The sequence below is a fragment of the Amphibacillus sp. MSJ-3 genome, assembly GCF_018919165.1.
Classification (GTDB): domain Bacteria; phylum Bacillota; class Bacilli; order Bacillales; family Amphibacillaceae; genus Amphibacillus.
Genome location: NZ_JAHLQM010000029.1, coordinates 1 through 21,627, shown reverse-complemented (window position 1 = coordinate 21,627; position 21,627 = coordinate 1). Strand labels below are relative to the sequence as shown.

At 34.0% G+C, this 21,627-nt stretch carries 18 protein-coding genes and 1 pseudogene; 10 read left to right on the top strand and 9 right to left on the bottom strand.

Going from position 1 to position 21,627, the window contains the following annotated elements:
• Positions 1-47: 47 nt before the first annotated feature.
• On the top strand, positions 48-1,676 hold the full coding sequence (gene groL, locus KQI76_RS09260) for a chaperonin GroEL (protein ID WP_216400030.1): 1,629 nt from the start codon (positions 48-50) through the stop codon (positions 1,674-1,676).
• A gap of 81 nt (positions 1,677-1,757) precedes the next feature.
• Here the strand turns inward: groL and KQI76_RS09255 are convergent, their stop codons facing one another.
• Both KQI76_RS09255 and KQI76_RS09250 read right to left on the bottom strand, forming a co-directional pair.
• On the bottom strand, positions 1,758-2,921 hold the full coding sequence (locus tag KQI76_RS09255; protein WP_216400029.1) for a site-specific integrase: 1,164 nt from the start codon (positions 2,919-2,921) through the stop codon (positions 1,758-1,760).
• A gap of 60 nt (positions 2,922-2,981) precedes the next feature.
• Positions 2,982-3,560, bottom strand: coding sequence for a helix-turn-helix domain-containing protein (locus KQI76_RS09250; RefSeq protein WP_216400028.1), 579 nt, complete (start codon positions 3,558-3,560; stop codon positions 2,982-2,984).
• Between the two features lie 161 nt (positions 3,561-3,721).
• Between KQI76_RS09250 and KQI76_RS09245 the strand changes: the two genes are divergently transcribed.
• Together KQI76_RS09245 and KQI76_RS09240 are read left to right on the top strand one after the other, a co-directional pair.
• A complete protein-coding gene (locus KQI76_RS09245; RefSeq protein WP_216400027.1) occupies positions 3,722-3,982 on the top strand; it encodes a helix-turn-helix domain-containing protein in 261 nt (86 codons plus the stop codon).
• 139 nt (positions 3,983-4,121) lie between these two features.
• On the top strand, positions 4,122-4,664 hold the full coding sequence (locus tag KQI76_RS09240) for a DUF3987 domain-containing protein (protein ID WP_216400026.1): 543 nt from the start codon (positions 4,122-4,124) through the stop codon (positions 4,662-4,664).
• 96 nt (positions 4,665-4,760) lie between these two features.
• Here KQI76_RS09240 and KQI76_RS09235 read toward each other — a convergent pair whose 3' ends face one another.
• The 5 genes from KQI76_RS09235 to KQI76_RS09215 form a co-directional block, all read right to left on the bottom strand.
• The gene (locus KQI76_RS09235; protein WP_168413567.1) at positions 4,761-5,573 is read right to left on the bottom strand and encodes an AAA family ATPase; all 813 of its coding nucleotides are present in this window, start codon (positions 5,571-5,573) and stop codon (positions 4,761-4,763) included.
• A complete protein-coding gene (locus tag KQI76_RS09230; protein WP_168413568.1) occupies positions 5,566-7,014 on the bottom strand; it encodes a Mu transposase C-terminal domain-containing protein in 1,449 nt (482 codons plus the stop codon). Before KQI76_RS09230 ends, KQI76_RS09235 begins: the two co-directional genes overlap by 8 nt.
• Before the next feature lie 44 nt (positions 7,015-7,058).
• Positions 7,059-7,613 (bottom strand): recombinase family protein, encoded by a 555-nt coding sequence (locus tag KQI76_RS09225; protein ID WP_168413569.1) that lies wholly within the window; start codon positions 7,611-7,613, stop codon positions 7,059-7,061.
• Positions 7,614-7,858: 245 nt separating this feature from the next.
• A complete protein-coding gene (locus KQI76_RS09220; protein WP_216400025.1) occupies positions 7,859-9,802 on the bottom strand; it encodes a heavy metal translocating P-type ATPase in 1,944 nt (647 codons plus the stop codon).
• 65 nt (positions 9,803-9,867) lie between these two features.
• On the bottom strand, positions 9,868-10,683 hold the full coding sequence (locus tag KQI76_RS09215; protein ID WP_168413571.1) for a ZIP family metal transporter: 816 nt from the start codon (positions 10,681-10,683) through the stop codon (positions 9,868-9,870).
• Positions 10,684-11,087: 404 nt separating this feature from the next.
• On the opposite strand from KQI76_RS09215, the gene KQI76_RS09210 reads away from it, so the two are divergent.
• Together KQI76_RS09210 and KQI76_RS09205 are read left to right on the top strand one after the other, a co-directional pair.
• A complete protein-coding gene (locus KQI76_RS09210; protein ID WP_216400024.1) occupies positions 11,088-11,402 on the top strand; it encodes an ArsR/SmtB family transcription factor in 315 nt (104 codons plus the stop codon).
• Positions 11,403-11,425: 23 nt separating this feature from the next.
• On the top strand, positions 11,426-12,349 hold the full coding sequence (locus KQI76_RS09205; RefSeq protein ID WP_371817672.1) for a cation diffusion facilitator family transporter: 924 nt from the start codon (positions 11,426-11,428) through the stop codon (positions 12,347-12,349).
• Positions 12,350-12,438: 89 nt separating this feature from the next.
• Here the strand turns inward: KQI76_RS09205 and KQI76_RS09200 are convergent, their stop codons facing one another.
• A complete protein-coding gene (locus tag KQI76_RS09200; RefSeq protein WP_216400023.1) occupies positions 12,439-12,633 on the bottom strand; it encodes a hypothetical protein in 195 nt (64 codons plus the stop codon).
• Positions 12,634-12,694: 61 nt separating this feature from the next.
• Positions 12,695-12,943: pseudogene (locus KQI76_RS09195) on the bottom strand (type I glyceraldehyde-3-phosphate dehydrogenase); the annotation flags it as partial.
• A 376-nt stretch (positions 12,944-13,319) separates the two neighbouring features.
• Here KQI76_RS09195 and KQI76_RS09190 point away from each other — a divergent pair.
• The 5 genes from KQI76_RS09190 (at position 13,320) to KQI76_RS09170 (ending at position 20,943) form a co-directional block, all read left to right on the top strand.
• A complete protein-coding gene (locus tag KQI76_RS09190) occupies positions 13,320-13,634 on the top strand; it encodes an ArsR/SmtB family transcription factor (protein WP_168413572.1) in 315 nt (104 codons plus the stop codon).
• Positions 13,635-13,657: 23 nt separating this feature from the next.
• Positions 13,658-14,581: a cation diffusion facilitator family transporter gene (locus KQI76_RS09185; RefSeq protein ID WP_371817672.1), complete on the top strand. Its 924-nt coding sequence runs from the start codon at positions 13,658-13,660 to the stop codon at positions 14,579-14,581.
• Positions 14,582-14,716: 135 nt separating this feature from the next.
• Positions 14,717-17,662 carry a type I restriction endonuclease subunit R gene (locus tag KQI76_RS09180; RefSeq protein ID WP_216400021.1) on the top strand — a complete coding sequence of 982 codons (2,946 nt, stop codon included), beginning with the start codon at positions 14,717-14,719 and terminating at the stop codon, positions 17,660-17,662.
• Positions 17,663-17,696: 34 nt separating this feature from the next.
• Complete coding sequence (locus tag KQI76_RS09175) at positions 17,697-18,545, top strand: TIR domain-containing protein (RefSeq protein WP_216400020.1); 849 nt, start codon at positions 17,697-17,699, stop codon at positions 18,543-18,545.
• Positions 18,546-19,062: 517 nt separating this feature from the next.
• A complete protein-coding gene (locus KQI76_RS09170; protein ID WP_216400019.1) occupies positions 19,063-20,943 on the top strand; it encodes an AbiA family abortive infection protein in 1,881 nt (626 codons plus the stop codon).
• The last annotated feature ends 684 nt before the right edge of the window (positions 20,944-21,627 follow it).

The window sequence follows — 21,627 nt, the reverse complement described above, 5'->3', positions numbered from 1 at the left end:
TGAAGAATCAAATAAAAATACTTAGATTATAGGAGGAGTTTGAAACTATGGCTAAAGAAATTAAATTTAGTGAAGATGCCCGTCAGTCAATGCTGCGTGGTGTTGATACATTAGCAAATGCAGTAAAAGTAACATTAGGACCTAAAGGACGAAATGTTGTCTTAGATAAACAGTTTGGTTCACCATTAATTACAAATGATGGTGTGACTATCGCTAAAGAAATTGAATTGGAAGATAAATTCGAAAATATGGGTGCACAGCTTGTATCTGAAGTTGCTTCACAAACAAATGATGTAGCTGGTGACGGTACAACAACAGCTACTGTATTAGCACAAGCAATGATAAAAGAAGGTTTGAAAAACGTTGCTTCAGGCGCTAACCCTGTTGGTATTCGCCGTGGAATTGAAAAAGCTGTTAACCTAGCTGTTGAAGAATTAAGAAAGATTTCTAATCCAATCGAAGGAAAAGATTCTATCGCCCAAGTAGCTTCTATCTCTGCAGATGACAAAGAGGTAGGCCAACTTATTGCTGAAGCAATGGAACGTGTGGGTAACGATGGTGTGATTACAATTGAAGAATCTAAAGGCTTTAACACAGAATTAGAAGTTGTTGAAGGAATGCAATTTGATCGTGGTTATGCTTCACCATATATGGTGACTGATCAAGATAAAATGGAAGCTGTTTTAGAAGATCCATATATTTTTGTAACTGATAAGAAGATTAACAACATTCAAGAAGTACTTCCTGTTCTTGAGCAAGTTGTTCAACAAGGTAAACCATTACTTCTGATTGCAGAAGATGTTGAAGGTGAGGCACTTGCTACATTAGTAGTGAACAAGCTTCGTGGAACATTTAATGCTGTTGCTGTTAAAGCACCAGGTTTCGGTGACCGTCGTAAAGAAATGCTTGAAGATATCGGTACACTAACAGGTGCAGAAGTGATCACAGAAGATTTAGGACTTGATCTAAAATCAACAACAATTGAACAATTAGGACGTGCATCAAAAGTTGTTGTGACTAAAGAAAACACAACGATTGTTGAAGGAGCAGGTAATCCTGAAACAATTTCTTCACGTGTCCAACAAATCCGTGCTCAAATCGAAGAAACAACATCTGACTTTGACAAAGAAAAACTACAAGAACGTTTGGCTAAATTAGCTGGCGGCGTAGCTGTAGTTAAAGTCGGTGCAGCAACTGAAACTGAATTACAAGAACGTAAATTACGTATTGAAGATGCACTTAACTCAACACGTGCAGCTGTTGAAGAAGGAATTGTTTCAGGTGGTGGTACGGCATTATTGAATATCTATGAGCATTTAGTAGATCTTCAACTTGAAGGTGACGAAGCAACAGGTGCTAATATCGTCCTTCGTGCACTAGAAGAACCTTTACGCCAAATTGCAGTTAACGCTGGTCTAGAAGGCTCTGTTGTTGTAGAACGTCTAAAACGAGAAGAAGAAGGAATTGGATTTAACGCAGCAACTGGCGAATGGGTTAATATGATTGAAGCGGGTATCGTTGACCCAACAAAAGTTACTCGTTCAGCACTTCAAAATGCAGCCTCTGTTGCATCAATGTTCTTAACAACTGAAGCTGTTGTGGCAGACATTCCTGAAGAAAACGCAGGCGGTGGAATGCCAGACATGGGTGGCATGGGTATGCCGGGCATGATGTAAAATATCAAATAATCCTTGATATGACAGCGTTAATGATGTTCCATTAAATAAATGTTAACTTTTTGTTAACTATAATTAATTTTAATTTAAAAGACCTTTGGTAAGTTTACTAAACTTATCGGAGGTCTTTTCTTCTACAGTTTTTGTTACATGAGCATAAACGTTCATTGTTGTAGCTATATCACTATGACCTAAACGATGTTGAATTTCTTTGATATTAGCATCTGCTTCAATCAGTAAAGAAGCGTGCGTATGTCTAAATGAGTGTGCAGTAATTGCTTTGTCGATTTTTGTTATATTTAATAATCTAGAAAGTCGACTACCTACTTTTGTGAAAACCGGAGGATAGCCATTATCTTCAGCAAAGACAAAATTTTGATCTTTGTAAAGATCACCAAAATGCTTTTTTAATTCAAGTTGTTCTTGATAATGTTTTTTGTGCAAATTAATCAAGTTAAGATCAACTTTTATTGTACGTATAGATGATTTAGTTTTTGGCGGTAACATCGTAAAATTCATTTTATTATTGTTAGGATTGTAATAAGTTTTAGTAACACTAATGGTCCTATTTACAAAATTAATATCAGACCACTTTAGGGTGAGTAATTCACCAATTCTCAATCCGGTGAAAGCTAATGTTGCGAAAATAATATAATCTAAATATAGCCCATTTTCTTTTGTTGTTTCTAAAAAAAGCTTAAGTTCCTCTAACTCAAGAAATTCACCTAATTCATCGTCAGCTTCAATATCGTCAAGTGTCTTCTGTTTTTTAGGTATTCGAACACCTTCTAAAATGTTATTATCTAATAAATTCAAATACATTGCATACTTAATTATTAAGTTAGCTGTTGTATGAATACTATCTAAATAGTTATAGCTGTATTGTTCACTTAACTTTAGCAAAAAAGAATGATATATATTTTTATTTAAATTTTTAATCGGATAATCTCCGAATTCATTGTTAAGGATTTCAAGCGGTCTTTTTCTAGCACGAACACTACTGATTTTTGAAGTTTGTTCATAGTATGCGTACCACAAATCAGCAATGTGCGAGAATGTTTTTTTAGTACTTTCAAAATAATTATTATTGTGTAATTCTAATTCAACTTTATTAGCAGCAAGTTCTGCCTCTCTTTTGGTTTTAAATCCACCTTTTGTTATTTTTTTCTTTAATTTGTTATAAAGATAATTGTTATTATGAACGGAGTATGACCATGTTTTGCCACGTTTATAAATATGAGCCATATTATCACACCTTTTCATGAATTTTATAGAAAAATAAATCATTTAAATGATTATTTAAGCCTAATCATCTATATCGGTTTTACTTCCGGGATCATCTGTTTCGTCTTGACCAAAATTTAAAAAATTGTCAAGCTGATTATCTGTATATTCTTTTTTAAATTCTTCATGAGTAGGAAAATTATTATCATTTTTATAATGGAAAGTTAATTTGATAATTTTTAATAAAATATCCTTTTCTTCGTCAGATAATAAGCTATCGTTAACAAAGATGTTGTTATTATTATTTATAAAATCCTCTAGTCTTTTATAATTGATATCTATCACTTCATAAATAAAATTATCATAAGACCAATCTATGTTGTTCTTATGAAACAAGCGATTTATTTCTTGTAGACTTTGTTTAGAGGGATTGTTAAAAAATCCTATGTTTCGAAAGGTTAAAACAGGATCTAATTTTAAATTAATACAGATATCAAATAATAAATTATATGAAGGTATACGTGTGCCATTTTCTATATTAGATAGATGACTAAACGAAACATTTAACTCTTCAGCTAAACTTCTTAAAGTAATACCTTTTTCTTCTCTCTTACTTTTAATAGTTTGTCCAACAAATTTAACTCTTTCTTTTTTATTCATATCCAAGACACTTCCTTTCATTATTTATATTATACTATAATAAACAACTGAATACAAAGTTAAAAAATATTCATTAATTTGACAACCTATACAAGTTTATGAGAAGATTATCGTGAATACATTTATTATTTGTATTCAATTTATGATGGGAGGTGATTGTTATGTTTAGCCTTGATATAGATAGAGAGGAAATGAAAAAGCTTTACCTACAAAGAGTAGATGAGTATTTACGAGAAATAGAGGAAGATGTTTTCTTCTTTACCAGAATTCAGCTCATGGAATACTTAAATTTAAGTTGGAATACAATTCAAGATAATTTTCTAGTAGACGAAAGTTTTCCACAATACAAATATGGAAATAAATGGCTGTTTCCAAAAGGTGAAGTAAAAGAATATATGGAAAGGTATTGTAAAAAAAATTAAGGCTGATGAAGGTAATGTAAGAAGATTAGATAAATGAAGTCTTATGATTCTTAATATGAGTGTAAGGTTCGAATAGCAATGTTTATATTAAGATAAAAATCTCGTAAATAAATCTTAATATGTAGAGAGGAGAATTGAGGTGTGGAATAAACCACTAAAAATAAATTTATCAGAGCCAATAGAATTTCCTATTGAAGTTTTACCAGACTGGATTGCTAATTATGTTTTAGAGATAAAGAAAGAATTAAATACTAGTTTAGAATTACCAATCACAGCTGTTTTATCTGCACTATCAGCTACGTTAACTAAAAAAATAAAATTTATACATGGTAATTGGCGTTTGGATCTGAATCTATATCAAATATTAACAGCACCACCTTCATCAAAAAAAGATGCAGTGTTAAATAAAGTATTTAATACCTTTAAAGAAAAAGAGGTCCATAATGAGGAGATTGGTAAATTAAAAATAAAAATGAATATTTTAGAGGCTAAATATAAAGTATTAGAAAAGAAAATTGGATCTGCTACTACAGAAGATGTCGAACGGAAAATTGAAAATGAGATGTTAAGTTTGAGGAACAATATAAATGATTATAAGAAAATAATCTATAATAACATCTCTATCATTACTGGGGACATTACGCAAGAAAAGACTGTGGATATATTGGCTAATAAAGTGTAAATTTTGATTTTATTTTGCACAAACTTTAAGCGCTACGTTGCACTAATAGAACATTAAAAAAGACTATTTCGCTCAGAAAATAGTCTTTTTTGTTACTTATTTTATTCCAATGACTAAAGTATCTCGTGCAGCTTCCACTACTTCGGTCGTGATAGTTTCAAGGTTATTGATTTCCAATATTCTTTCGATTTGGGTGAAGATTCGTTGGATAAGCCGAAAATTTCCACTGGTAATTTTAATAATACTAGTGACGGCTTCATAATTAGCAAAATCTTCCAGTTGGACAGAAATTCCTAACTCTTCCCATTTGTATTCTAGTATATGGTGGATCTCGTCTTTACTCAATCTATCAAATTCATGGGCAAAACCTATTCTCGAGTAGAGTTGAGGATAACGAGCCAATCGCTTTTCTATACCCGGCATTCCAATAAAGACCATAGCCACATCTTTTTGGTCATAAATATCTCTTAGTTGTTCTAAATGCTGAACTTTTAATCGGTCTATTTCGTCAATAATAATGAGATCAATTTCTTCATACGCATTCGTTGAGTATTTTTCTTCTGCTCCTAACTGAAGAACTCTATACATACTTTTAACCATACCCATTTTACCACCGATCATATCAATTTCATTCGTCATTTTAGTCGCCCGTATGGCTGGAGCGGTGTAAAATATTGTTTTCGCTTCAAGGATTTTTTCATCTGCATTTATTCCGATTTCGTCCGATTTTTTGTAATCAATTTGTTTTTCGACCCAATTCCAATTTGAATATTGCTTAGCGGATAAAGTTTTCCCAACTCCAGGTAATCCATAACAAATTCCGATATATTTGTATTTGATACATGCCTGACAAAATTCTACAAAGCGTTTATATTCTTTTGTTTCAATAAAGTAGGGTGTTTTAATCATTGTAATACCTCTTAATTTTTGACTTCTTAGAATCTTTTTTGTTTACAGGATTATCTAACTCTTTCTGCTTAGTTGAAATAAGTTCTTCCGCAATATTATTTCCAGAATGGAGCTGATTTTCAAGATTTTTCCGTACTTTATTACGTGCTGCAACAATCTCTTTTAAATCGACTTCGTAATCAGAAATTTCAGGAGAAATCGCCGTACATAAATATTGGTCTTTGTAAAATACACGAATCTCAGCAATATCTCTTGGATTATATCGAATGATAACAGTTTCACCTACATAAGCTGCTAAATTGGTGTCAATATATCTTAAACCTTGGAAGTGAATTCCATCAGAATGAACTTTTCTTGGCTTTGCAACATTTAATAACAATAAATCTAAACTTTCTAGACTATCTGGTAGATGAGGAAGAAATCCTGACTTATTCCACATTTTTATAGGTTCTTGTTTTGTTGTGCCATGAATTCTATGGTGATAGTCATATATAATGAAATGCGCTAATTTCTCATCAAGTTCTTTTATCGTAAGAAGATTTGAAGTATTTTGATTCCCAATGTAACCTGGTAAATCTTGTAAAAATAATTGATTAATTGTTAAAAAGAAGCGTTCTATTTTCCCCCGTCCTCTTGGCATACCTACCGTAGAAAAAATAAGATTGATTTTTAAATCAATTGCAACTTGCTCCAAATGATTTGAAGTGAAATCACTTCCGTGATCGGTATAGAAAGTTTCAGGTATACCACATATTTGCCAATCAGAGTTACTTTTTTTCCATATTGCCTGATGTAAGACTAAAGAAGTTTGAATAGCAGAAGGGTCTTGGAAACTAAGGAAATACCCTGCAACTGCTCGGCTATAATCATCTAAAATAATTGTTAACCATGGCCTCTCTGGCTTTCCTTTTTCGCTTAAAACAAGGATATCTAAGGGAGTGTGGTCAGCCTGCCATATTTCATTGGGATAATAAGACTCACGACGATAAACCAAATCATAATTATTTCGATATTCTTTTTTTCCTTTATGAGCAAGTTCCTTTAATTGTGGCGACAGATTTTTAGCAATCGCATATACTTGATGGTAACTAGGTGGGGCCCAATTTTTCTTTTTGCAAATTTTACATACCTTCCGATGAATAGAAGTTAGAGTGTTTTTTCTGTTTTCAAATATAAGCTTTTTAATTTCTTCTTGTACATTTTCTTCTACTTTAAAGCTTCCTGAATCCGAGCGCTTTCTTCGGATCAATCCTTTCAACCCTGATTGCCGATATTGATTTACCCAATGGTACAAAGTTCTTTTTGGAACCCCTGATTCTACAGCAATATTACTCAAACTTTCTTTATGTCTAAGATAAGGGGCGATCACTTGATATTTATCCATCGCATTTTGTCTTAGTTCTTCTGAATATGAAGTTAATGGAGGAAGTTCTTGGTTCATGAGAACACCTCTTTCCCACGATTAAATAAAATAATCGTCAATTTTTATTTATCTAAGTAACGATAAAGCGTTGATTTGCTGATTCCTGTCATTTCAACAATTTCTTTCACACTATATTCCTCACTTTTGTATAATTTTATTGCTCGTTCAATATCTCGTTGGTTCACAGGAGGACGCCCGCCTTTTCGTCCTCTAGCTCGAGCGCTTTTTAAACCTTCTTTTGTGCGTTCAACAATCAAATCTCGTTCAAATTGACTAAATGCTTGAAACACAGTCATCATAAGTCGCCCTTGGGGAGTGGCAGTATCAAAATTCTCTTTTAAGCTGATTAACTTTACATTATGTTCTTCAAAGTAATTTACAAGATCAATTAAATCTTTTGTGCTACGCCCCAAACGAGAGAAGCTTTCCACGATAACTGTATCACCTGGACGCAATTTATCTTTCAGCCGATTTAATTGCGGGCGATTAGCTTTGGTTCCGGTCATTTTTTCAGTCAGTATTTCGTTGCAGTTATGTTCATTGAGCAAATCCAACTGACGAGACAATTCTTGTGAACGTGTACTTACCCTTGCATACCCATATACATACCCACTCATAGTCCTCTTCCTTCTCTATTTTGATTTTCTCAATTGTATCATAAAGGGTGGGTAAAGATACGTAGATAAAGAGCAAAATTTTGGTACTAAAAATCTCTATTTTTAATCTACAAAAGTTGTCATTTAAAATCGTCCCATAATCGATTGTTTTTGATACTAACTGATTTATAAAAATATGCCTCTAAAGTTTCCAAAACTTCAGAGGCATATGAAAACGAGAATTAGTTAATATTTGAAACAGGTTATTAATTTTTGATAGGCTTAGAATTAGACCTTAACAATCGAAGCCCATTCAGAATAACAACCAATGTACTTCCTTCATGAATAATGACACTGATTGCAATATCCGTTAAGCCTAAGAAACTAACGACAACTAAAAAGGCAACAACGGCCATTGAAAAAATAATATTTTGCCAAATGACACGATTCATTTTGGTTGAAATATTATGAGATTGGACCAATTTGGATAAATCATTCTGCATCAAAACCAAATCAGACACTTCTACTGCTACATCGGTTCCGTCTCCCATGGCAATCCCTACATTTGCATTCACAAGGGCAGGGGCATCATTTACACCATCACCCACCATTGCTGTTACGCCGTATTTCTCTTTTTGTTCGTCTATAATTCGAGATTTATCTTCTGGCATGACATTCGCGATTACTTCATCTATTTCTAATTGTTCCGCAACTGCTTTTCCTGTCATTTCTGAGTCGCCAGTGATTAAAGTGGTGTGTATGCCTTGTTCTTTAAAGTATTTAATGGTGTCTTTTGCATGTTCACTTGGAACGTCCATGAGAGCTATAAGTCCAATGACATTCTCATCTTCTGCTACATATACGACTGTTTTACCTTCTGATGACCATTCATTATTTAAACGACTATATTCATCTGAAACATCGTCAAACGAAGTCGGTTTTCCTATACGATAATTTCTCCCTTTGTAATCTCCTGTCAATCCTTTGCCGATCTGGTTTTCTACTTCGATAGTTAGTTTATTTTTTTGCTCAAACTTTCTTAGAATAGCATCTGCTAAAGGGTGATTGGATTCTTTTTCAAGAGCTACTACGATATCAATCATGTTTTCTTCGTTCACGGAATCAGAAAAATAGTAATTGGTTACTTCAGGTTTTCCTTTAGTCAAGGTTCCTGTCTTGTCAAATGCAATGGCTTGAGTATCGGCTAATTGAGACAGGTAAGAACTACCTTTTGAAAGGACGCCTTTTTTGGCCAAGTTAGAAGTCGTCGATAAAGTTACCGATACAGTAGCCGCTGCTAAAGCACAGGGTGAAGCTGCCACTAAAAGGACCAATCCTCTATAGATACTTTGTGACCATGTCCAGTCTAGGAGAAAAGGAGCCAATAACATGAATAACGGAATGGCAATTAAAACAACTGTAACGTATTTCGGTTCAAATTTTTGGATTATACTCGCAGCTTTTGTTTGGTTGTCTTGGTTCTGGTTTACTAACTGTAAAATTTTTGAAAATACTGTATCTTTATTTTCTTTAGTGACTTCCATTGTGAAAGTACCTGTTCCATTGATTGTACTTCCGAAAACGTCGTCTCCTTTGGACTTCTCTTTTGGGATACTTTCTCCATTAATAGATGACTCATCAATGGACGTAGAGCCTGACAAAATGACGCCATCAATGGGGACTTGATCGCCATTCAATACTTGAAGTTGATCTCCCACTTTTAATTCACTGACGTCAACATTTTTTGTACTGCCATCAGGCTGGATTAACCGGGCAGTCGTTGGATTCATTTCGAGTAATTTCGTGATTTCTCGTTTACTTCTTCCTTCTGCATAATCTTCCAAAAAATGTGCACCAGAAAAAATAAGAATCAATAATGTACCTTCCCAAAAATTCCCCATTAAAGAAGCGCCAATGGCCGCTAATCCCATCAAAATGTGAGAGTTGGGCATGAACTTTTTTTGAACTTTGGAGTTCTCGATTGTTTCTCCAAGGCCTTCAAGAATAATGACATGATATCCTGCACTGATTGTAGCGATTGAGAATAAAATATTTCGCATTAACTGATAATCTTCATTCAAAAATAAAGCGATCACCGCTAAGGCTAAACCAATAAAGTATAAAACGATTGGCATTTTTCCGTGTTCATGGTCATGGTCGTGGTTGTGATTATGTTTTTCTTGAGATTGTTGTTCTTCGATAGTTTCCATTTTTATCACCTTTCTATATAATTTATTTGATTTTTGTAGACTTTTTTGTGTCCTTTGTTTATTGTTTAACCAAGAGCAACGTCCAATGTCATCATGATAGCAAAACCAATCATAAATGCCATTGTCGCTACTTCGCTATGTCCATTCGTTTGAGAATTAGGAATCAATTCTTCAACACAGACAAATACCATGGCTCCTGCTGCAAAAGCTAATGCATAAGGTAAGATAACAGTTATCTGTGTGACCAGCCAAGCGCCAATAGTTGCTGATATAATTTCAAAAAGTGCACTGGATTGCCCCATATTAAATGCATGTCCCTTTGTACTGCCTTCTGCTCGAATAGGCATTGAAAGCGCAGCACCTTCGGGAAAGTTTTGCAGCCCAATACCCAGTGCAAGCACCAATGCACTTGTAATAGCAGAAGCTCCTTGTCCAGCAGCTCCAAAAGCCACACCAATTGCCAACCCTTCTGGTATATTATGAATGGTTACCGCTAGAAACAAAAGGGTTGTAGACGATAAAGATGAAGCAACACCCTCAGTTTCCTCAACACCGCTTGTTCTATTATGCAAATGAGGGACCACGCCATCCACAACTCTTAAAAAGAGGCCTCCTACTAAAAAACCAACCAAAGCAGGCACAAATGACCAAATACCATAACCATTTTGCTCTGCAAAATCAATGGATGGCGCTAACAAAGACCAGTAACTTGCTGCAAACATAACCCCGGCAGCAAAACCATTCATAATGGCAAGAAGTTTATCATTCACTTCATGAAATAAAAATACTAAACTCGAACCTAGGGCGGTCATTAGCCAAGTAAATACACCCGCTAATGTTGCTTGCCAGATTGGGTTTAAACTCAAAAACCAATCAACCATTAAAATACACATCCTTTAACTGCCGTAAAATATTTTTCAACTTGAGTTAGACTAATAGAAATAGTATAACTATACACCGACTTTTTTGTGTTTTGCAACTTCTGAACTCGCATGCTTGCTTAAGTAAAGCAAGGATTCATATATTTTGGGCTTATCCAGTATCCATCTCCTTTCATATGTAAATCGGAATGATTATGATTTGCGTATGAATTATAATTCATATGTTTACAAAATCATATTAACTCACTGTATGAGCTTTGTCAAGACAAGATGCTTCTTGTTCAAAGGGACTACTAGTGCGAATACAAAGCCTTAATTCTGCCTATAAACAAAAAAATTGCATCGTTTAACTCATGTGGTATTATATATATGAACAGAAAATCATATGAGAGGAATAAGAGCATATGGATACATCAACAACTTCGTCAATCAATAAAGAGAAGATCCAATCAATAAGCAAAGTATTCAAAGTGATTAGTGACCCTACACGTTTGTCAATTCTCTTTCTTTTACAGAAAGAAGAGCTCAGTGTTGGAAACATTGTGCTTGCATTGGATATGGAACAGTCCGCAATTTCACACCAACTAAAAATATTGAAAGATTCGCATTTAGTGAAGGCAAGGAGAGAAGGGAAAAGCATGGTTTACAGTCTTGATGATCTTCATGTTTTCAGTATTCTCGAACAAGTCTTAACTCATATCAACGAACTAGAACAATAAAAGCTAATAAGGTATAAAACTAAATAGAGGTTTTTAAAATTTCAAAGTCAGAGAAACAAGAAAATCACTCGCACCAAAATCAACCGAATAAGAATATTAAAATTGCTTTTTTCACCAACTTTATTTTTTCCATGATTGAATTTTTCTTTGGGTCTCTTTTCAATAGTGTGTCAATTATGTCCGACGCCGTTCATGATTTAGGAGATTCCATTTCTATTGGATTCGCTTGGTTTTTCCAGGGGTACTCAGAAAAGCAGCAAGATGAACAGTTCACTTTTGGTTATAACCGCTTTTCATTATTAGGGGCGTTGATAACTGGAGTAGTACTGATCGGCGGCTCATTTTTTATGATTTACCGAAGTATCCCACGTTTGATTGATCCGCAACCGGTTAATTACAGTGGCATGTTTTGGCTTTCACTCGTGGCTATTGGATTGAATGGATATGCGGCTTGGATTCTAAGCAAAGGGTCATCGAAAAACGAAGGCATGTTGAACCTGCATATGCTAGAAGATGTATTAGGGTGGATTGGGGTCTTGGTTGTGAGTATCGTAATGAACTTTACCGAGGCTTATCGATTGGATCCAATCTTATCGATTTTGATAGCACTCTATATCCTCTATAAAACTGTACCTGAATTTTTCAGTACAATGAAAATTTTATTGAACGGTTCGCCGGAAAATGTAAACGTAGAGAACCTGGCGAACTCCATTAACAATATTCCTGCTGTAAAGGCCCTCTCTCATTTTCACATTTGGTCACTGGACGGAGAAGAAAATGCCCTTATCGTTACGGTTCTTATAGACTCTTCCGATATAAACAAGACTAGGGAAATCAAAGAAGAAATTGCAGAGCTTGCCCATACATCGGGTGTAAAGAATCATATCACAATAGAAATAACTACAAGTAAAGACGAACTGGAAAAAGGGTATGCTTATGGCAGTTAAAGTATTTATATATTGAAAAAAGGACTATTTTAGAATCAAAAAAGGCAGCGATAAACTACAATCGCTGCCTTTTTTGTTCATTTTCTAAACTATAAAAGTGTCGCAATTAATGAAATTGCTCCGATAATAATCGCGCCCCAGTTAACTCCCTTCTTGGGAGATGTCAGCCCGATAATTCCAAGAACGACCGCAGCTACTCCCATCCATAACGGTTGCCAGAAGAAGCTAATGGCACCCAAAAGGATGCCAATCCATCCGACCCATAATCCAGTTGTTTTATTCATTATACATTTTCTCCTTATATTTTTATTTTAATTGGTTGAGCAAAAAAAATTAAGAGTTTTCTCATTTACTTAATTCAGCAACATATTCCACTAAACGTACTAAATTGGAAACAAAACCATATTCGCTGTCATACCATGCGACCGTTTTTACTAATTGTGTGCCTTCATTTTCAATGACTTCTGTTTGAGTGGCATCAAAAATTGCTCCCGCATCTGTGCCTACAACATCTGAAGAAACAATTGGATCATCTGTGTACTCAAATGATTCATTTTCAGCATCAAGCATTGCTTGGTTGACTTCATCAATCGTTACATTTTTATCACCTTCCTATATAATTCCTTTGATTTCCATTCATTTACTTATTAAATCACACAAATTCCCACTAAAAGAAGAGAAGTATTCATGTAATTTCCATTGTCTCTGACTCCTTTCAGTTGTCCCATATGTAAATCGGAATGATTATGATTTAAATATGAAGTTACATTCATATGTTTACGAAATCATATTAACTCACTGTATGAGCTTTGTCAAGACAAGATGCTTCTTGTTCAAATGGACTACTATTATGAATACAAAAGTCTTAATTTAGTCTATTAATTTAGTCTATAAACTAAAAACTTGCATCGTTTTACCCATGTGGTATTATATATATGAACGGAAAATCATATGAGAGGAATAAGAGCATATGGATACATCAACATCTTCGCCAATCAATAAAGAGAAGATTCAATCAATAAGCAAATTATTCAAAGTGATTAGTGACCCTACACGCTTGTCGATTCTCTTTCTCTTACAGAAAAAAGAACTCAGTGTTGGAAACATTGTGCTTGCATTGGATATGGAACAGTCCGCGATTTCACACCAACTAAAAATATTGAAAGATTCGCGTTTAGTGAAGGCAAGGAGAGAAGGGAAAAGCATGGTTTACAGTCTTGATGATCTTCATGTTTTCAGTATTCTCGAACAAGTCTTAACTCATATCAACGAACTAGAACAATAAAAGCTAATAAGGTATAAAACTAAATAGAGGTTTTTAAAATTTCAAAGTCAGAGAAACAAGAAAATCACTCGCACCAAAATCAACCGAATAAGAATATTAAAATTGCTTTTTTCACCAACTTTATTTTTTCCATGATTGAATTTTTCTTTGGGTCTCTTTTCAATAGTGTGTCAATTATGTCCGACGCCGTTCATGATTTAGGAGATTCCATTTCTATTGGATTCGCTTGGTTTTTCCAGGGGTACTCAGAAAAGCAGCAAGATGAACAGTTCACTTTTGGTTATAACCGCTTTTCATTATTAGGGGCGTTGATAACTGGAGTAGTACTGATCGGCGGCTCATTTTTTATGATTTACCGAAGTATCCCACGTTTGATTGATCCGCAACCGGTTAATTACAGTGGCATGTTTTGGCTTTCACTCGTGGCTATTGGATTGAATGGATATGCGGCTTGGATTCTAAGCAAAGGGTCATCTAAAAACGAAGGCATGTTGAACCTGCATATGCTAGAAGATGTATTAGGGTGGATTGGGGTCTTGGTTGTGAGTATCGTAATGAACTTTACCGAGGCTTATCGATTGGATCCAATCTTATCGATTTTGATAGCACTCTATATCCTCTATAAAACTGTACCTGAATTTTTCAGTACAATGAAAATTTTATTGAACGGTTCGCCGGAAAATGTAAACGTAGAGAACCTGGCGAACTCCATTAACAATATTCCTGCTGTAAAGGCCCTCTCTCATTTTCACATTTGGTCACTGGACGGAGAAGAAAATGCCCTTATCGTTACGGTTCTTATAGACTCTTCCGATATAAACAAGACTAGGGAAATCAAAGAAGAAATTGCAGAGCTTGCCCATACATCGGGTGTAAAGAATCATATCACAATAGAAATAACTACAAGTAAAGACGAACTGGAAAAAGGGTATGCTTATGGCAGTTAAAGTATTTATATATTGAAAAAAGGACTATTTTAAATCGAGTAGGAGACTAGTCAATTAATGGCTAGTCTCCTACTCGATTTATTAGTGCAAAGCACCCCTTAAATTTAATGCAAAATAAAATTACAATTTACATATATGGAACGCCGTTTAGAAGGTGAAGCCTTACAAGACTTTAAACGGCATGCAATTGATGTGGAAATGCTTTTTCAATTTTGGTATGCAACACAACCAAAACATATGGAAAGACTGGAAAAGCTACATGGTCCAGCTTTGAAACGTAATATATTAAACCGTCTAACACAGGAACTCAATCGCCGTGGTGTCATCGATTGTTTACGTCATGGTATTCGAGATCGGGGAGTACATTTACGACTAGTCTATAATAAACCGCCTAGTAGTTTGAACCAAACCTTAATGGAAAACTATGAAAAAAATATATTCACGGTTAGTAGACAAGTATATTATAGTCCGAGTAACCAAAATAGTTTAGATGTCGTATTATTTTTAAATGGTTTTCCGATTGTTGTCATGGAATTAAAAAACCAATTGACTGGTCAAACTTATGAGCATGCAGAAAGGCAGTTTAAAAGAGATCGGGATCCAAAAGAATTATTGTTCCAATTTAAAAAACGTGTCATCGTTTATTTTGCTCTTGACACAGATGAGATTTCAATGACGACGGCTTTAAAAGGCCAAAACACCTTTTTCCTACCATTTAATCGAGGGAATAATGGTGGGAAAGGTAACCCGGTTGTCTATAAGAATTACCGAGCATCCTATTTATGGAATGAAGTTTTACAGAAGGATAGTGTCTTAGATTTAATTCATCGCTTTGTCTATGTAGAGGAAAAAGATATTCGTGATAGTACGGGGGAAATTGTTAGTAAAAAGGAAACGGTTATCTTCCCACGTTACCATCAACTTGATGTTGTGCGGAAGATTGAAGCCGATCTACAAACAAAGGGTGTAGGAAATAACTATTTAGTCCAGCATTCAGCAGGAAGTGGGAAAACTAATAGTATTGCTTGGCTATCCCACCGCTTAGCGAAAATGCATGATGAAAATAACAATTCAATATTTGACAGTATCATTGTTATTACAGACCGCAGAGTGCTAGATAAACAGTTGCAAGATGCCATTTATCAATTAGAACATGAAGCTGGATTCGTTGCGAAAATTGACGAAGATTCACAGCAATTAGCAGATGCTATTAGCAATAAAAAACGCATTATCATCACAACCTTGCAGAAATTCCCTTTCATCATTGAAAAGGTCGGGGAATTTAATCGAGGAAGATACGGTATTATTATTGATGAAGCACATAGCTCGCAAGGTGGTAAAGCATCAACAACCATGACAAATGTCTTATCAGATAAGTCGCTTGAAGATGCCTATGAGCAGGATAAAATTTTGGAAGAAGAGCTAGACAGCGTAGACGAACAAATTGTCGAAACAATAGAAAAAAGTGGTAAACAGGATAATATATCTTTCTTTGCCTTTACAGCAACACCGAAGCCAAAAACGATTGAGAAGTTTGGAACGGTAAATGCTACAACTGGCCTACCGGAAGCCTTTCATATTTATTCGATGCGTCAAGCAATTGAAGAAGGGTTTATATTAGATGTCCTACAAAACTACACGACCTATGAAACATTTTATAAAGTAGAAAAAAGTATCAATGAAGACCCTGAAGTCATTAAAAGTAAGGCGAATAAAGAGATAGCACGATTTGTATCCTTGCATCCGCATAGCATTGCTCAGAAGACAGCAGTGATGATTGAGCATTTTCGTCAGTCTGTTAGTCATAAAATTGGTGGACGAGCAAAGGCAATGGTGGTCACACGCAGTCGATTACATGCTGTTCGCTATAAGCATGCCTTTGATGATTATATTAAACAAATGAAGTATACGGATTTAAATACATTGATTGCTTTTTCTGGAACAGTTCAAGATGGAAGGCCCCTCACAGAAGCTGGAATAAACGGCTTCGGAGAAAAAGAATTACCTGAGCAATTTGGAACAGATGAGTATCAAGTGTTAATTGTTGCGGAGAAATATCAAACGGGTTTTGACGAGCCCTTACTACATACTATGTATGTGGATAAGCCATTAAGTGGAATTAAGGCTGTACAAACCCTTTCACGCCTAAATCGGACTTGCCCAGGGAAAGAAGACACTTTTGTTTTAGATTTTGTTAATACACCTGATGAAATACGTGATGCTTTCCAACCTTATTATGAAGTGACAGGTCTATCCGAAGTGACAGACCCGAATATGTTATACGATTTACAATATGAACTAGATGCTATGCAAGTTTATACATCATCTGAAGTAAATCAAGTGAATGAACTAGAGTTTTCGGGGAGATTGAAGGATAAACGCGCACAGGAGAGGTTAAATGCTTTACTTGATCCAGCGGTCGACCGTTTTGAAAAGGACTTAGCGGAAGAAGAAAAAGAAGCCTTTAAGAGCTCTGTAACTAAATTCGTTCGAACATACCAATTCATCTTGCAAATTGGCCCCTTTACCGATATTGATTTGCATAAGTTATATGTATATCTCAATTATTTATTGCGGAAATTACCAAAACAGATTTCTGAGAAGGTATATTTAGCAGATGATATTGCTTTGGAATACTATCGTAACAACAAAGTGTTTGAAGGGAGCATTGATTTAGAAGAAAAGGGACAAGTTGATTTAGATTCAGCAGCACATGCAGGTGGTGGGGCGCCAGATGAGGAAAAGGAAAGGTTATCTGCCATTTTAGAACAGTTCAATGAACGGTTTGGCACGGAATTTACCCATGCCGACAAAATCATGGAAGAAATGGAAGTGCATATGGCAAATGATGATGAGGTAACGAATGCAGGTGAGCATAATACCTATGACAATTTTAGATACAGCTTCACACCAAAACTGATGGACTTTATTATTGGTAATATTGAAGAAAAAGAAGACTATGTTAAATTGCTAGAAAATCCAGAAGCATTACAGGCAATGGATGATTATATGAGTTGGAAAGTGTATAGTCAGATTTTAAGAAGCAAGGAAAATATGAATGAAAGACATGATCAAGTCTAGAATATACAGCTGTTTAACAAAGTGAGGGTTGTTTATGAGCGTAAATGAAAGCAATCTAAGAAGAGTAATGCGAAAAGATGGCGAATTAACTCGGAAATTAATTTCTATTAGAAAAAAACGTGATTCAGAAATGAAAAAGATTGAAAGAATTAAAAAGAAAAGGAATATTAGTAATTCAGATATACAAAGTTTGACGCGATATCAAAAAAATTTATTGAAATATGAAAGTGAAATTACTAAACTAACAGAAAAAATCAGACAAAATCAAGCAGATATTAATAAGTATCAAGAGAGAATCCAGAAAGAACAACAGAAGAGTTTTAAGAAAATGGTAAGAGCTGTTGAGGAGCAATCTAGTGCAAATTATGAATATCTAGGTGAGGTAAATGAATTAAATAGTAAACTAGAGAATCTAGCAATGGATATTAAAGATACTGTTTCGGAAAAAGAATTAATAGAATATGATGTGTTTTTATCACATTCTAGTTTAGATAAAGAAATATTTGTATCGGAATTATCGAGTAGGTTAAGTGACCAAGGATTCAAAGTGTTTGAAGATGTTAAAGTGTTTAAGATTGGCGATAGTCAAATTGACCAAATGAATATGGGGATTCTTAATTCAAGGTTTGTCATTGTATTTTTATCCCCTAATTTTATAAAAAGTGGTTGGTCCGAATATGAATTTAAAAGCTTTTTAAATAGGGAAATAAATGAAAATAGAATCATTTTATTACCAATATGGCATGAAATCACAAAAGAGGAAGTTCAACGATACAATCCATATATTGTAGATAAATTTGCTCTTGATACATCAAGGTTTACAATGGACGAAATTGTTGAACATATAACACAGGTGATTAAATCATCCTTGGAAGAGGAATAAACAGGATTTAAATTGTCTCGTGATGGCTACACCGCTAAACAGGAAATATGCATGAATTAAGGAGAACTGAATTCGAGTTGATTACAATGGAGTTATAACGATCTGCCTTCGTATCTTATTGTCTGGGATATTATGAGGAGTCAAACTTTGGTTGAGCCGGGATGAGCTAAACTTGAGCCGAACGATAGTTGCAAACTTCAGATTGAAGTATAAAGAATTACATTTAATAAATATCACCTGAGGTCTTTAAAGATAATGAAAAAACTTTAAGGACTTTTTGTATATAAACAAAACACATTCCTTGAAATTATATACAAAAGAGAAATGCGTTTTGCAATATTAAATAGACCTAAAAAGTCCCGACTAGGTTTTAAAATCGGGAGTATCAAAGGCCAGTCGGATGTAATGGATGCCGAGAAGTTCTTAAATGATTATTACATTGAGATGAAATTAAAGTAGTAAAAGATTAACTGTGTCATCAAAATACTTGTCATTGTGGTAATTGGAGGGATTCCTAATGATTAACATGGAATACAGTACATGGAATAATGTCTGTGAAGGGATATTTAAACAAAGTAATCAAACTCTAAATAAGTATTTGCAGTTATATCCATTTTCTATTCTGTCCGATAAGGAAAAGAAAATGATAAAAAGTGAGAAGTTCTTTAATAAGTATATTAAGAATGGTGCTCTTTTTAGAAATAAATTGGTGTTTGACTTCCCAAGACATTATATTCAAAAAAATAATAGTGCATTTAGAAATTCCAAGTTGGTATCCCCAATAATACATATTTATTTAGAGTGCGTAGGATATCATGTATGTAATAAATATGAAAGGAATTCGACGAGAACAAGATGTTATTACGCAGGGAATATGCTGGAATTAGATTTTCATTACAAAAAGAGTTATGAACGCTTTTATGCTGACGTAAATGAATGTACCCAACGCTACCAATATTATTATAAGTTTGATGTTACTAATTTCTTTGACAGTATAGATATTAATATATTATTTGAGCAAATAAATAACAATACTACAATAATAGATTCAAGGACCGCACTAATATATAAAAGGTTATTGCGAGCAATAGGCGATGGAAAATACCCAACTATAGAGAAATCATGCTCATTATCATTTTTGGCTACCTATGTATATTTGGATTCGTTTGACAGGAAATTAGAGGGCTTCTTAGCTAATCTAGATGGTATAGGGGACTATCAGTTGGTTAGATACGTTGATGACTTATTTGTGTTCTTTAACACTAGTGATGACAAGTTAAATGATGTTGTTTCAAATATAAAGAACTCCGTTATACATAATTACAGGGATATCAATTTAAATTTAAATGAACAGAAGAGCAACTATGGGGTTTCTGATAATATAAGTGAAGAACTCAGTGCCGCATTATATGATCACTACGTTAATGCACAAGAAATAGAAATATCAAGTATGTTTGACGAAAATAACATGAAAGAATTTATTGATAGACTGCATGATGTTGCTGTGAAGAGAGCACATAATCATGATTTATATAAAGAAATAAAAGATGCAGTTTTCAACATAACGGATGTAAAATATTCTTCCGATGAGATTTTTCGATATCTACTTTATTACAAAGATGCAATATTTAATGATGAAGAGCTAATAAGAAAATTAAAGAGTCTATTCAATGAGGACTATAAAATAATTAAATATGACACGAAGAATTTGATTAATATGATATTAAACACACGTAACGGTGATTTAATAAGGTCTTTTTTGAATCAAATATTTCAAAATAATAATTTGGACTCGTTTGACATTACGATAATAATTAATTATTTGATATTAAGAGGATTTAGTCATAAAGATTTATTAAACAAACTTGCTGCATATGAACCAAATATTTATAATTACATAAACTATTATTGCAAAAGTTCATTTGTCAAATCACTTTTAAATACAGATAACAACAGTTACATAAATCTTATTCTTACAGACGAATATGACTTTAACGGAGATATGAAAGTCTGGTATATTTATTTTATGTATCGTTATTATAGGAACAGTAATGACATTTTGGAAGCCTTTTCGTACTACAAATCATATTTTGATAGGGTCACCGCACATTTAATGAATTATAAAGGTATTGAACAAACTGGAAAAGGTAAACCAAATTTCAGAATGTTTTATAGAACAGGTCCTATAAAAAAAGCTTACCAAAAATTAAATCCTTCTGATGTAGATGATAGTATTGGCAATTTAATCGATACGGCCCATGATTTAAGGAATCATAACCCAATAAATCATTCAAGTGCAGAAGTTATGGATGATGAAACATTGAGTATTCACGAACTAAAAAATATTATTGCTGAATTGGAATGCCTGTTGGAACAAGGTTTTGCGGGAAAACCATAGTTAACTAAGATAGATAATATATTATAACGTTATGCAGTCATTCTAAATTAATCTTGTATAGGTAAGGTATCACTAGTTACATACGATTTTACCGTTAATCGTATAAGTGGTATCGCATTAAGTGCTAAATTTCTTTTGTATTAAATGTAAATATTAATAAAAATGATTTGGGAACAAATAATTTAAAGGAAATTTGTGTATACATTTAGATCAACTTAAGTGAAAGGAGATGGTAATATCAACGTTTATAATGTATACAAATAAAATGAATTTATTCATAACAATACTTATAAATGTATCTTTTGAAAAAAATGTATACAAATTACGTTCTGAAATCTAAGGAAATTGATAATACCAATACTTGCAGCTCCTAAAAAGTATGTATACACCGTTAGTATACATATAGTGAGTGTTTTTATTCTTAAGTCTGTCATATCAATGTTTATTTTGGAATTTAATTGTATACAAGTAGTTTTAGTTTATAAAATGATATGTTAAAATGCTGTACTTCACGACATGCAATGTATGAAAGGCATCCAATTTCAAATTGGGTGCCTTTTTAATGGTGTGCCTGGCATGGATGTAATCTCTAGGGTGAGAGTCCCGAGCCATGAAGGCAGAAGTAGTGGTTAGCCTAACGCAAGGGTGTCCGTGGTGACGCGGAATCTGAAGGAAGCGAGCGGC

Excerpts from the sequence above, each read along its gene's own strand:
- groL (WP_216400030.1), top strand. The coding sequence starts at position 48 with ATGGCTAAAGAAATTAAATTTAGTGAAGATGCCCGTCAGTCAATGCTG.
- KQI76_RS09255 (WP_216400029.1), bottom strand. The coding sequence starts at position 2,921 with ATGGCTCATATTTATAAACGTGGCAAAACATGGTCATACTCCGTTCAT.
- KQI76_RS09250 (WP_216400028.1), bottom strand. The coding sequence starts at position 3,560 with ATGAATAAAAAAGAAAGAGTTAAATTTGTTGGACAAACTATTAAAAGT.
- KQI76_RS09245 (WP_216400027.1), top strand. The coding sequence starts at position 3,722 with ATGTTTAGCCTTGATATAGATAGAGAGGAAATGAAAAAGCTTTACCTA.
- KQI76_RS09235 (WP_168413567.1), bottom strand. The coding sequence starts at position 5,573 with ATGATTAAAACACCCTACTTTATTGAAACAAAAGAATATAAACGCTTT.
- KQI76_RS09230 (WP_168413568.1), bottom strand. The coding sequence starts at position 7,014 with ATGAACCAAGAACTTCCTCCATTAACTTCATATTCAGAAGAACTAAGA.
- KQI76_RS09225 (WP_168413569.1), bottom strand. The coding sequence starts at position 7,613 with ATGAGTGGGTATGTATATGGGTATGCAAGGGTAAGTACACGTTCACAA.
- KQI76_RS09220 (WP_216400025.1), bottom strand. The coding sequence starts at position 9,802 with ATGGAAACTATCGAAGAACAACAATCTCAAGAAAAACATAATCACAAC.
- KQI76_RS09215 (WP_168413571.1), bottom strand. The coding sequence starts at position 10,683 with ATGGTTGATTGGTTTTTGAGTTTAAACCCAATCTGGCAAGCAACATTA.
- KQI76_RS09210 (WP_216400024.1), top strand. The coding sequence starts at position 11,088 with ATGGATACATCAACAACTTCGTCAATCAATAAAGAGAAGATCCAATCA.
- KQI76_RS09200 (WP_216400023.1), bottom strand. The coding sequence starts at position 12,633 with ATGAATAAAACAACTGGATTATGGGTCGGATGGATTGGCATCCTTTTG.
- KQI76_RS09190 (WP_168413572.1), top strand. The coding sequence starts at position 13,320 with ATGGATACATCAACATCTTCGCCAATCAATAAAGAGAAGATTCAATCA.
- KQI76_RS09180 (WP_216400021.1), top strand. The coding sequence starts at position 14,717 with ATGGAACGCCGTTTAGAAGGTGAAGCCTTACAAGACTTTAAACGGCAT.
- KQI76_RS09175 (WP_216400020.1), top strand. The coding sequence starts at position 17,697 with ATGAGCGTAAATGAAAGCAATCTAAGAAGAGTAATGCGAAAAGATGGC.
- KQI76_RS09170 (WP_216400019.1), top strand. The coding sequence starts at position 19,063 with ATGATTAACATGGAATACAGTACATGGAATAATGTCTGTGAAGGGATA.